General features: G+C 66.2%; 10 protein-coding genes. 7 read left to right on the top strand and 3 right to left on the bottom strand.

The features are described 5' to 3' along the window. Positions 1-196: 196 nt before the first annotated feature. Entirely contained in the window at positions 197-1480 is a 1284-nt protein-coding gene (locus tag RM25_RS11475) for a citrate synthase (RefSeq protein ID WP_013162218.1), read from the bottom strand. 379 nt (positions 1481-1859) lie between these two features. Between RM25_RS11475 and RM25_RS11470 the strand changes: the two genes are divergently transcribed. The 4 genes from RM25_RS11470 to RM25_RS11455 all read left to right on the top strand — a co-directional run bounded on the left by RM25_RS11470 (position 1860) and on the right by RM25_RS11455 (position 4717). Further along, positions 1860-2411 (top strand): YceI family protein, encoded by a 552-nt coding sequence (locus tag RM25_RS11470; RefSeq protein WP_013162217.1) that lies wholly within the window; start codon positions 1860-1862, stop codon positions 2409-2411. 331 nt (positions 2412-2742) lie between these two features. Further along, on the top strand, positions 2743-3681 hold the full coding sequence (locus RM25_RS11465; RefSeq protein ID WP_430270610.1) for a fructose bisphosphate aldolase: 939 nt from the start codon (positions 2743-2745) through the stop codon (positions 3679-3681). A gap of 207 nt (positions 3682-3888) precedes the next feature. Further along, positions 3889-4257 carry a hypothetical protein gene (locus RM25_RS11460; protein ID WP_129931436.1) on the top strand — a complete coding sequence of 123 codons (369 nt, stop codon included), beginning with the start codon at positions 3889-3891 and terminating at the stop codon, positions 4255-4257. A gap of 226 nt (positions 4258-4483) precedes the next feature. Further along, positions 4484-4717: a hypothetical protein gene (locus tag RM25_RS11455; RefSeq protein ID WP_013162214.1), complete on the top strand. Its 234-nt coding sequence runs from the start codon at positions 4484-4486 to the stop codon at positions 4715-4717. 495 nt (positions 4718-5212) lie between these two features. Here the strand turns inward: RM25_RS11455 and RM25_RS11450 are convergent, their stop codons facing one another. After that, positions 5213-5512 carry a hypothetical protein gene (locus RM25_RS11450; RefSeq protein ID WP_013162213.1) on the bottom strand — a complete coding sequence of 100 codons (300 nt, stop codon included), beginning with the start codon at positions 5510-5512 and terminating at the stop codon, positions 5213-5215. 907 nt (positions 5513-6419) lie between these two features. Between RM25_RS11450 and RM25_RS11445 the strand changes: the two genes are divergently transcribed. Then, positions 6420-7676 carry a chloride channel protein gene (locus RM25_RS11445; protein ID WP_013162211.1) on the top strand — a complete coding sequence of 419 codons (1257 nt, stop codon included), beginning with the start codon at positions 6420-6422 and terminating at the stop codon, positions 7674-7676. Between the two features lie 83 nt (positions 7677-7759). After that, the gene (locus RM25_RS12125) at positions 7760-8515 is read left to right on the top strand and encodes a PLD nuclease N-terminal domain-containing protein (RefSeq protein ID WP_052809223.1); all 756 of its coding nucleotides are present in this window, start codon (positions 7760-7762) and stop codon (positions 8513-8515) included. 466 nt (positions 8516-8981) lie between these two features. On the opposite strand, the gene RM25_RS11435 is transcribed toward RM25_RS12125, so the two are convergent. After that, a complete protein-coding gene (locus RM25_RS11435) occupies positions 8982-10934 on the bottom strand; it encodes an ABC1 kinase family protein (RefSeq protein ID WP_052809222.1) in 1953 nt (650 codons plus the stop codon). 531 nt (positions 10935-11465) lie between these two features. On the opposite strand from RM25_RS11435, the gene RM25_RS11430 reads away from it, so the two are divergent. After that, positions 11466-12383: a Dyp-type peroxidase gene (locus tag RM25_RS11430; protein ID WP_013162208.1), complete on the top strand. Its 918-nt coding sequence runs from the start codon at positions 11466-11468 to the stop codon at positions 12381-12383. Positions 12384-12469: the final 86 nt, after the last annotated feature.

Genomic DNA, 12469 nt, shown 5'->3' with positions numbered 1-12469 from the left:
TCCGGGGCGGTGATCCGGGGCCGTGGGCCAGCACAAGCTGAAGGGACGCCGCCCGGTGGGGTGGCGTCCCTTCTCAGGTGCGAGATGGACGATCTAGCGATCGTGCAGTTCTACGGTGTGGACGATCTAGCGATCGTGCATTTTTCTCAGGACCGGACGATCTACCGATCGTGCGACTCTTTCGGGACCGGACGATCTACCGATCGTCCATGGGCACATAGTCGCGCTCGGGTACCCCGGTGTACACCTGACGCGGACGCCCGATCCTTGAGTTCGGGTCGGCACGCTGCTCGCGCCACTGGGCGATCCAGCCGGGCAGGCGCCCGATCGCGAACAACACCGTGAACATCTCCTTGGGAAAGCCCATCGCCTCATAGATGAGGCCCGAATAGAAGTCGACGTTCGGATAGAGCTTGCGCTCGGTGAAGTAGTCGTCAGCCAGCGCCGCCTGCTCCAGTTCCTGGGCGATGTCGAGTAGGTCGCGGCGCCCCGATTTGAGGGCGAGCACCCGATCGGCGTGCTGCTTGATGATGGCCGCGCGCGGGTCGTAGTTCTTGTAGATGCGGTGGCCGAAGCCCATCAGCTTGATGCCGGCGTTGCGATCCTTCACCTGCTGCACGTATTCCTTGACGCTGATGCCTGATGCCTTGATGGCCTCGAGCATCTCGAGCACTGCCTGGTTGGCGCCGCCGTGCAGGGGTCCCGACAGTGCGTTGATGCCGGCCGAGATCGACGCATAGATGTTGGCCCCCGAGCTGCCCACCAGGCGCACGGTGGAGCTGGAACAGTTCTGCTCATGATCGGCGTGCAGGATCAGCAGGACGTCGAGCGCGCGGGTGATCTCGGGCTCGAAATGGTAGGGCTCGGTGGGATAGCCGAAGCTCATCCGCTCAAAGTTCTGTACGTAGCTGAGGGCATTGTCGGGATACAAGAAGGGCTCGCCTCGTGAATTCTTGTAGCCGTAGGCGGCCAGCGTCGGCATCTTGGCGATCAGTCGTTCGGTCGCCTTCTCGATTGACTGGGGATCGTCACCGATGCTGGTGGTGCTGAAGGTGCCCAGCGCCTGAACGCCGGCGGCCAGCACCGGCATGGGGTGGGAGCCGCGGGGGAAGGTCTCGAAGAACTTGCGCATGCCTTCGTCGATGATGGTCTTGCGCTTGATGCGCTCCTCGAAGTCGGCCAGCTCCGCCGGGCGGGGCAGCTCACCATAGATCACCAGATAGGCGGTTTCCAGGAATGTCGACTTGTCGGCCAGCTGCTCGATCGGGTAGCCGCGGTAGCGCAGGACGCCCTTCTCACCGTCGATGTAGGTGATGGCCGATTGGCAGCTCGCGGTATTCGCGAAGCCCATGTCGTAGGTGACATTGCCGGTGGTGCGGAGCAGGTTCCGGATGTCATAACCGTCTGAGCCGACGCTTGATTCGACGATGGGCAGCTCGGCCTTGGCGCCTTCGCCCGATAACACAGCTGTGTGTTCCATGATCCAACCCTAGACGGCGGCGGCGGGTGCCATCGGCCGGGTTCGTTCAGGGCGAATGATTTCCGCGTGATCGGCGCTGGTTGCCCGGGCGGGTCGCTGGACGGTTCGCCGCAGCGCTCCAGGGGGTTCGGCGGCAGGCCCTTCCGAGCGTGCCGGACGACTCCGGCGAGGGACTCGGCACGGGACGTCCGGCGGGAATCGTCGCGGGATCTGGTCCCGGTGGATCTCACGGTCCGGGAATATCACCCGCCGGGATGTGGTTGGCTATGATATAGTTGAAAACTCAACAGTCTTGGAGTGTGCGGCCAGTCGCCACTCCGCCCGGTCGGCACCCAGCAGTCAACGGGCACAGTCAATCCAGCAACCCCTAGGAGTACATATGAGCACCGATCTCACGTCCCTGTCCGGCGACTACACCATCGACGCATCGCACACCACGCTCGGCTTCGTGGCTCGTCACGCCATGATCACCAAGGTGCGTGGCAGTTTCACCGATTTCAGCGGCGAGGCCCACCTCGACGGCGCCAACCCGTCGGCGAGCAGCGTTGAGGTGACCATCAACGTCGACAGCGTCGACACCCGCAGCAAGCAGCGCGACGAGCACCTGCGCACCGCCGACTTCTTCGAGATCGAGAAGTACCCGACGATCACCTTCAAGTCGACGGCCGTGAAGCTCATCGATAACTCGCATGTGGAGATCACCGGCGACCTGACCATCAAGGACGTCACCAAGCCGGTCACCATTGTGTTCGAGTTCACCGGTGCCGCCACCGATCCTTTCGGCAACCATCGCATCGGCTTCGAGGGCAGCCTCGATGTCAACCGCAAGGACTGGGGCCTCACCTGGAATGCCGCCCTGGAAGCCGGCGGCGTGCTGGTGAGCGAGAAGGTCAAGCTTGAGTTCGAGATTTCGGCCATCAAGAAGGCCTGATCCTGCTGAGCAACGCCGTGCCGCGCGGTCGAGGTGACCAGCGCGCATGACTGAAGCGACTCCCCCCGCCATATGGCGGGGGGAGTCGCTCTGTTCTGGGGGTGCGTGCTGGTCACGTGCACAACGGATCACGGCGGTTCTTCGGGCATCCCACCGCGGGCACTTCTGCTTACTAGGATCGGAATCAGAAGGGCATATCCCTCACAGGCCTACCCCCGACGGACATGCGTCAATGCATACCCCGACGGACATGCGTCCCATGCGGACACGTGCTCGCCGGGGAATGGATGCCCCACAGGGGTGAATGCCCCAGGGATAGTGCCCAACAGGGATACATGGCGTCGACCCCACGCCGGGGTCGGCGCAACCAATGGAGGTCACCATGAATCAGGATCAGAAGGACCGGATGGCCACCGGCCGGGGATTCGTCGCGGCACTGGACCAGTCGGGCGGCTCCACCCCGAAGGCGTTGCGTGCCTATGGCATCCCCGATGATGCCTACGACAATGACGACGAGATGTTCAAGCTGGTGCACCAGATGCGCACGCGCATCATCACCAGCCCCTCGTTCACCGAGGAGCACATCCTCGCCGCGATCCTCTTCGAGCGCACCATGGACAACACCGTGGATGACGTGCCGACCGCGCAGTTCCTGTGGGAGCGCAAGCGCATCGTGCCGTTCCTCAAGGTTGACAAGGGCCTTGGCGAGGAAGCTCATGGCGTCAAGCTCATGAAGCCGATTCCCGACTTGGACAAGCTGCTTGACCGTGCCGTGGCCAAGGGCATCTTCGGCACCAAGATGCGCTCGGTGATCGCCCATCACGACGCGCAGGGAATCAAGGCGATTGTCGACCAGCAGTTCGAGCTTGGCGCGCAGATCCTGGCAAAGGGCCTGGTGCCGATCCTCGAGCCGGAGGCCGACATCACCGCCACCGATCGCGAGGCCAGCGAGCAGGTGCTGCATGACCAGCTGGCCAGCCACCTGGACGGCCTGGCCGAGGGCCAGCAGGTGATGTTCAAGGTCTCGATCCCGGTGAAGGACGATCTGTACGCCGACCTGATCGCCGACCCGCGGGTGCTGCGCGTCGTGGCGCTGTCGGGCGGATTCAGCCGCGACGAGGCCTGCGAGCGCCTGGCCCGCAACCATGGCCTGATCGCCAGCTTCTCGCGTGCCCTGTCGGAGGGCCTGTCGGTGGACGACAGCCCAGAGGACTTCGACGGCAAGCTCGAGGCGTCGATCAACAAGATCGCTGCGGCCTCGCTCACCTGATCGCCGCGCGACAGTCGGGGGGCGGGTCTTCGGGTCCACCCCCGGCTGTCCAGCCCCTGCGCTGTCCGACGCGGCTGGGGCACACTGCACGGTTTAGTGCATGTAATTCAACGACATGGGGACAACTGTTCCACAAGGGATGATGAAGAGGGAAAGAACATTATGGACACGAGGACAAAGCGGGTGTGTGGTCTCATGATTGCCTTCATGGCTTTCATGTTCTGGTCGATCGTCGCCGACCTGGTTGATATGAAGGCATCGTGGTCGGGGCCGCTCATCCTTGCACTGGTGGCAGCATTGTTACTTGTCTGTGCAGGATTGGTATTGCTTGTCCGGTATGCCTCTGGTTCGGAAAGTGCAGGGTCGTGGATCAAGGGCTTCTGCATCGTGGTGCTGTTCCTCATCTGGGGCAGCGGAGGGCTGCTCCGAGGAGGCATGACCGCTTGGTCGCAGATCCCACTGCTGGGGCTCTTCGCATGCGTCGTGGCGATTCTCTCCAGTCTCAAGCGCCCCTCTCCGAACAGGACAGCGACACCCGTGGACACGCCCCAGGGCCTTTCGCCGATGGGCAACTAGCGGTCGTTGGTCACGGTGTTTCCCGGGTGGGATGCGTGGGGGCGTTGAGAGTCCGGCGCGTGCTGCTCAGTTGCCCAGCTGGCTAGGGGCCCAGTTCCGGGGGTGAGGCCTTCGGCAGTCGGGAAATCGTGCAGATGCGGCTGGGAATGCGTCCAAAGTGACCGCTGGATGGTCCTCGCGCGTGGACGGGGTGGACGTTCGCCGGCCGAGAACTTAGGGTTGCCTTATGAACAAGCAGACCAGCTGGCAGCGTCTGGTGATCATCGCCGCCGCATGCATCGTCGTCTTCGGCATCGGCTGGTTCGCAACCGACGTGCAATCGGCCATCGTGCTGGCGATCGGCACCGGCGCGGCGCTCGGTGCGGTGTCGCACTTCTGGCCCAAGAAGAAGGTCGTCGTCACCGCTGACGGACGCACCGTGAAGACCTGCGACGACGGCGGCGCCTGCTGCTGCCACTGACCCGGCGGCCCGCACGACGGCCACCTATATCGGTGGCGAAAGCAGAAGCATCCTGACCCCTGCGCGACGATAACGTTCCGCGCAACGGCGTCGTTCCCGCAAGGGACTACTTCGGATTGTCTTTACTCGTAGACCATTGTCAGCAGGTTTGTTGGCGCAATAGGTTTTTGGGAGTATTTTCCCATCCAGTGCCTCAAGATTGCTAGGTCTTCTATGAAAGACGCGTGAGGCTTCCTCGAAAACTCCTGTGGGCTACTACTGGTTTCTTCCTCTTCATCGAAATAGGGGCATGGTTGTCCGGGCCCTCCGGTTGAGTCACCGGTGGTTTGCCATCATTGTTTCACCGGGCAGAGCGTGCTCCGGCATGACAGAACGGCGGTGGCCCGCGGTCTTGTTGTGTCGTATCAATATGTGGTTACAACGCGAGATGAGAGCTTCAGGGCGCCCGTCAGCTGGTCTTGGAGCGCCCCTCAGCGCTGTTTGCGGGGGATTCAGTCAGTGACTGGCGGGCCGGGTGTCATCGCCGTCGGCGGCCCGCCGAAGCTCCTCACGGCGGGCCTCCCACCGAAGGATCCACGCGATCTGGCCCTCACGATCCCGGGCCGCCACCGCGTTGCGTTCATGGTTAACGGAAAAATGCTCATCCCGGAACTGCTGCGCAGCCACCTGGTCGCCGGCCGCCTCAGCGCGCCGCCAGGACGCCACAAGAGCTCCGCCGACCATGGTCCCGGCCTCGTAGAACACGTCGTAGAGCACCGTGTCGCTCAGCCCGGCGTAGTCGTCGCGCGTCGACATGGTCACCGCCTCCTGCGACCGCGACCGACATAGACCGGAACCGGCGCACCGCACCGGGGACAGGAATGGGCCGAGCCAAGCGCCGTCATGCGCTCAGTTTATTTCGTCCGGACGATGCACACAGCCGCGAGCCGTGTCATGCAAACGGCGTGTCCCATGTCTTCAGGTTTCTGGTCGCTGTTCGTGAGCGACACGAGGAGCTCTGAGCACAGCGGCCTGCCTCGGCAGGTCCGGTGGTGTGTCTGCGAGGACACGGGAATCATGGCGTGTACATCGACGGTGGTGATTGTGGAGGGCGATCAGTGGCGCGTGGGTGCCACAGCGATCGGAGTAGACGCACCAAACAGACCAGAGGCATGCCCGGACCGGAACTGTGGGAGGTCACTGCCTGGATCGCCGCCGGTGTCCCCGGGCACACACACGCCGCCCGACCCACGGCGTGCCCGGCGGCGCGGGCGCCGACCGCTCAGACGCCCGGGAGCTGGTCCTCGCCATCGAGGTGTGAATTGCCCCGGCCCTCGACCACCGACCATCCGCGGCGGTCGATTTCTAAGAAGGGACCCCCATTCGAGGGAGCAACTTTTCGCGCACCCCTGGTCAGCAGGAAATCCCCTGCGGCGGCACAATGATGGTGTCCGGCACGAGGTGCCGGGCGGAACCGTCGCGTGGTGATCGCCGCGCCCGTCCCGACAGGGGGTCCGATGCGTCGCCTCGCAAGCGCTGATCAGCCCGGATCCATCATCGGGTGCGATGATCCCCGCTGGCGCGCTGCCGACTGTTGTCATGCGCACTGTGGCCACGGGCACGGGCGGCATGAACACAGCCGTGACGGGCACCGTTGTGGCGGACCCGCAACCCGATGAACGGAGAGTCGACAGGCCGAACCGACCGCACACGGTGGCCCACGATGGTGGTGCTCATCGTCGTGGCCGGCGTGGTGGCGGGAGTGATCGGTGGACTCACCGCCGAGGCGAACCGACTCATCGAGACCCTGGCATTCGGCTTCGACTTCACGAAATCACCCAACGGACCGGCCGGCGCCCCATGGTGGCGTCGCCTGCTGGTGGCCCTGCTCGGCGGAGTGGCCTGCGGGCTCATCTGGATGCGCATCCGGCCACGTCCGGGCGGAAACCTCGTGGGGGTCAAGGGCGCCTCCACCGACCCCACCGGCACCAAGCGCCTGCCGCCGCTGGCCACGGTGCTCGACGCCTTCGCCCAGATGCTCATCGTCGGCACCGGCATCTCACAGGGACGCGAGCCGGCACCCCGCCAGTACGCGGCCGTCGCCGCCCAGGCCCTGGCCCGGCGCTTCCGCGTGGACGTGGCCACCCGCGGCCTGTTGATCGCCGCCACCGCAGGAGCCGGCCTGGCCTCGGTGTACAACGTGCCGCTTGCTGGCGCCCTGTACGCACTCGAGGAGGTGGTGCGGCCCAACCTGCGCACCCGTCGTGGCTGGTGGCAGGTGGCGGTTGCCGTCATCATCTCCGCACTGTCGACCGCGGTGTCGTGGCTGTTCAACCATCGGGCGCGCACCTATGTGATGCCGCAGGTGCGCGTCGATGTGCACGCCTACGCCTGGGCGGCGCTGATCGCTGTCGTGGCGCTGGTGGTGGGCTTCGCCTTCCAGCGGGCGCTGGCCTGGATCAAGGCCCACGAGCCCGACACCCGGCGGCTGTGGTGGACGGTGCCGATCGGGGCCGTGGCGGTGGCGGCCATCGGCCTGTGGAATCCCCAGATCCCCGGCAACGGCCAGGTGCTCGTGCAGACCGTGCTGACGGGTGGTCTGCTGCCCGGCGCCCTGCTGATCGCCTGCGTCGCCAAGTTCGGCGCCACCCTGCTGAGCTTCGGCGCCGGGTCGAACGGTGGCGTGCTGACGCCGTCGCTGGCGGTGGGTGCGTCCCTCACGATGGCGCTGATGGGCTGGTGCCATGTGGACGCCGCGGTGGGCGTGACGGTGGCGGTGGTGGGCGCCGCCTGCGTGCTGACGCTCACCCAACGCTCCCCCATGTTCTCGGCGATGTTCGCCCTGGAACTCACCGGCTCGGGCCTGTTCACGAGCAGCGCGGTGGCCTGGGGAGTGGGACTCACCTGGGCGCTGTACCTGTTGCTCCCGCGTCTGGCGCGGCGTCTTCGTCGGCGCGGCCCGGGCCCGACAGGTGCCTGATCGCCGGCTGAATATGCACTTCGGCAACCAATGATCCGGGAGTCGGCGCCCCGGGGCGCGGGCATGCCAGTAATGTCACTTGCATGCTGACTCCCTTGGACACGAACTTCCTCGACGGCATTTCCGTCGGTGTCTTCCTCATCATCCTGGCGATCCCGGCAATCCTGTGGGTTATCACCCTGGTGAGCATCATCACCTCAAGGAATTGGACGCCCGGCATGAAGGCGCTGTGGGCGCTGGCGGCGTTGCCGTCGGGCCTGATCGGCATGATCTGCTGGTTTGTGTGGGGACGCCCCGAGGGCAACAAGCTCGCCATTGAGTACTACGGCGGCCAGCTGCCCACTGCGGTGGCGCCCTACGGGCAGCAGATTCCGGGCACCTACGCCACCCAGCCGCAACAGGCCCAGGCCCCCGCGGCCCCTGCGCCGGCACCCGCTCCCGCGCAGCCGCCGGCCGACGCGGCGCCCTATGGCACCGGCGCCTTCGGTGACGGCCAGGCCGCGCCCGGTGCCGCCAAGTATGCGACCACCCAGGGCCAGCGCTTCGACGCCGGCACCGCCTATGGCGCAACGCAGGGATTCGCGCCGGGTCAGGACAGTGCGGGTCAGGACGGCGCTGGTCAGGCGTCCGCGCAGGACGCCACCGGCCACAGTGCGGCTGCGCAGGGCGCGGCCGATCAGCCGACCGAGCCGATCGTTCCGACATCGCAGGGCGGAGCTGCTCCCCAGACCGATGCTGCTCCCCGGGCCGACGAGGCATCCGATGACGGCGACACCCGCCCCGACATCCCCCAGGTGCCCGACAACGGGCCGGACGCGTCCGGCAAGACCACCAACTAGTTCCTGCTGGTCCCCGTCCTGGCCCCGAACCCCCCGTTAGGTGGGCAACTGTGCGGCGTCATTGCCGCACAACTGTCCACTTAGCGTGCAGATCGTGGCGAAACCCGGGCGGATGCGGCCCGATCGGGCCTTAAGTGGATGGTTTCGACGCGTCTAATCACCACAACCATCCACTGAGTGACGAACTGCGCCGGACCAGGCGCCACGAACATGTCGTCCGACGCCATGACGCGTCCCGCCCGAAACCTCGTTGGGTGGGCAACTGTGCGGCGTCATTGCCGCACAACTGTCCAGTTAGTGGTGGAAGTGCCGGCCCCGGATGGGCACCCGGCGTCCACCCCACGTGATCGGACGCAAAGATAGGGGCGGATAAAGCACCGTAGACCGTGCTTTATCCGCCCCTATCTTCTGGATCTGCGCTGACCCGGGCCCGGAAGGCGCGCGGTGCCAACATCCACCGCAACGATCAGGGGCGCCCCGAATACCGGGTGAATAGCCGCACCACCAGGCGCAGGATCAGCACCAGCCCGACGCAACCGATGGCGGCACCGGCCAGGTCGTAGCCGGTGAGGGTTGACGTGATGGCCGGCCCACCGGGAATCACGATGAACACCACCGCGAGCACCACGGCCACGGCCGCGAACAGTGACGACATCGCGTCGTCAAGGCGGGAACGCAGCCACTCCCGGTCGGAGTCATCCGACAACATCCGGGTGTTCAGCGTGTACTGGCCACGCGCCAGCAGGTCGGTGATCTGCTCGGTGCGCGCGGGCAGGCGACGCGCCAGCAGCGCCGAGGTCATCGTGGTGGTGGCCGCGATCATGGCCAGCTGCTTGGGGGCGGCCAACTTGGTGATGATCGACGGCATGGCGTCCTCGGCGCCGGCCAGCAGGCCGTAGTCGGCCGACAGGGCGGTGAGGGTTCCCTCCAGCGAGGTGAGGGTGCGGAAGGCGCCTGCCACGTCACCGGGAATGGTGATGCGGTAGTCGCGCATCACCGTGAAGAACTCGTTGAGGGTGGCGGCGGATTCGTCGCCGGTGTGCGTCAGCAGCGTCAACGCGCGCCCGAGGTCGCGCTGCAGCGCCATCCGGTCGACCTCGTCGCCCACGTCGAAGGCGGCGGTCACGGCGGTGGTGGCGGCCGAGTTGTCGTCGGCCACGAAGGCCACCAGTAGGGCGGCGATCAACTGGCGGGTCTCGGCGTCGATCACGCCCACCGAACCGAAGTCGAGCAGGCCGATGCGCCCGTCGTCGAGCAGCAGGATGTTGCCGGGATGCAGGTCGGCGTGGAAGATGCCGTGCACCAGGATGCCCTGCAGCGTGGCGGTCATCAGCGTGCGCGCCAGCTCGTGGCGGGTGTCGTCGTCGAGCGTGTCCACCTTCGAGACCAGCGACGAGCCGTTCACCGGGCTCATCACGAGCACCTTCTCGCGCGTCAGCTCCTCGTCCACCACCGGCGTGGTGATCGCCGGGTTGTCGGCCAGCGTGGCGGCGATCGCCTTCGTGTTGCGTGCCTCGCGACGGTAGTCGAGCTCCTCCTTGAGGGCCTTGGTCATGCCGCGTCCCAGGGCGTCGACGCCCATTGCGCGCGCCCAGGCGAAGCGCTGCTCGGCAAGCCGGGTGAAGCGCAGCAGGATGTCGGAATCGACCACCACCTGCTCGGTGGCGCCGGGACGCTGCACCTTGATCACCACTGCCGTGCCGTCCTTCAGGGTGGCGCGGTGCACCTGGGCGATCGACGCGGCGGCGAAGGGCGTGTCGTCGAAGCTGCCGAGCACCTCCTCCGGGTCGCGGCCCCACTGGCTGCGCAGCATGGTGCGGATGTTCTGCTCGGGGGCGGGGGCCGCGGTGTCCCACAACGACGAGAGGGCGGTCATCACGGTGTTCGGCAGCACGTCGGGACGGGTCGACAGCACCTGGCCGAGCTTGATGAAGGTGACGCCCGAGCGGTTGAGCATCTTCACCAGGGCCTCGCCGAAACCGGGCGAATCGGGGCCCTTGCGCAGCGCCTTCCACAGCCCGGAACTCATGGCGATCCAGCCGAGCTGCAGGTAGCGGCGGTGACGGCGCAGCGCCATCCGGATGTCGCGCGCCGACTGGATCGGCGACGGCATCGACCCGCTGGGCAGCACCATCTCGAGCACCACCAGTCCGGTGAGGGCCGCGGCGAACACCCACACGAAGCACAGCACCATCACCAGCAGGAAGATGGGCCAGCTCACCTGCAGGGTGCCGTCGGGCGTCACGATGCGGGTCTGCTCCATCACCCAGGTGCCGGCCGGCAGCGTCAGCAGGAACACCAACAGCGACGCCACGAAGCGGCGCACGAAGCTCACTCCGGTGATGATGCGCTTGGCCACCTCCGCCATCGCCACCGCCAGCAGCGCGAGGACGAGCAGTTCCAGGATGGGTGCGGGCATATCGGACACATTGCCATCAAAACAGGGTTACGGGCGGTAAAACCGCTGGTGGGGTCGGTGTTCGCCCCGTCCCGGCGCGCGGTGGGCTGCCGGGAAACCGTGCCCGGTTGACGCAGGGGCCTTGCAGGAGGAGCGGATCGTGAAGACCCGCCCCTCCCTTGGCCGATCGACGCTGATCGACTTTCCAGGTCATCGCCCCAGAACCATCGTCCCGGCGCGAAAGTCGAGCCAAACCTTCATGCCGGGGGTTCAGGGATCGTCGAGGATGTGTCCGCGGGCGATTGCGTGCACAGGTTGGTGATCCTGGGAACACCCTAGCGAGGGGCATTTCTCGTGGAGAAGCACCCCCCTGCTTATGGGTTCCGGCAAGGTAGCCCAGATGCGCAAAGAACCTCCGCAGCAAGTGGCACCGCCCCACAACGGGTGACGGTGCTCGCCGGCCCCGGCTGTCGCGTTGCCCGCCCGGCCGATGTGGTCGCTCCACGGACTTGCGCCGCAGCGCGGGGGCCGCGTCTTTTCTAGGATGGGTGCATGCCCACTGAATCTGCACCCATCGGAGCGCCACAGCCCGGAATCCTGGCCTTCGGCACCACCCATCACGCCTATCTCGAGTTCGACCTCACCGTGGACGCCTCAACTGAGGTGCTCAGGGGAGTCGTCGGCGCGCTTGATGAGAGCCTGGTGACCGGCGCCGGCAGCATGGCCGTGGTCGGCTTCCGACCCGAGATGTGGGCCAAGCTGGTGCCCGAGCACGTGCTGCCCGGCCTGGCGGGCTTCAACCGCCCGCTGCGCGGTCTCGATGACTTCACGATGCCCGCCACTCAGCATGATGTGGCGATCTGGGTGCAGGGCGGCGCGCAGGACGCGGTGTTCGACCTGAGCCGCACGCTCATCAACGCCGTGTCGACGTGGGCCACGCTGGCCGACGAAACCGAGGGTTGGGTCTATCACCACCACCGCGACCTCACCGGCTTCGTCGACGGCACCGAGAACCCGCACCTGTCGCAGCTGCCGGGCGTCGTGCAGGTGCCCGACGGCCCCGCCGCAGGTGGCAGTGTGCTGCTGCTGCAGCGCTGGCCCCATGACGTGCAGGCCTGGGAGTCCCTTCCGGTGGCCGACCAGGAAAGGGTCATCGGACGCACCAAGGAGACCGACGCCGAATTTGACCCGAAGCCCCCGAGCTCGCACATTGCCCGCACCGATCAGGATGACCTGGGTGACATCCTGCGTCGCAACACCGCCTTCGGTACCGCCAGCGCCCACGGCACGATGTTCGTCGGCATCGGTGCCGGCTCGGACGTGATGCAGAAGATGCTCGACCAGATGGCCGGCGTCGACGGCCTGCGCGACGCGCTCACCTTCTACAGCCATCCTGAGACCGGCGGCTACTACTACCTGCCCTCGGTGGAGCAGCTGGACCCCTACCGTCCAGATTTATCCGAGGAGTGAAACTGCGGCGATTCTTCGGCCCCACCACCTGATCGCGACAGGCTGTCGGCAAGAATGGGGGCAATGGCAACGAGCCATCGAAGCAC

It is taken from the genome of Propionibacterium freudenreichii subsp. freudenreichii, assembly GCF_000940845.1.
Taxonomy (GTDB): domain Bacteria; phylum Actinomycetota; class Actinomycetes; order Propionibacteriales; family Propionibacteriaceae; genus Propionibacterium; species Propionibacterium freudenreichii.
This window is presented reverse-complemented; position numbering and strand designations above follow the sequence as displayed.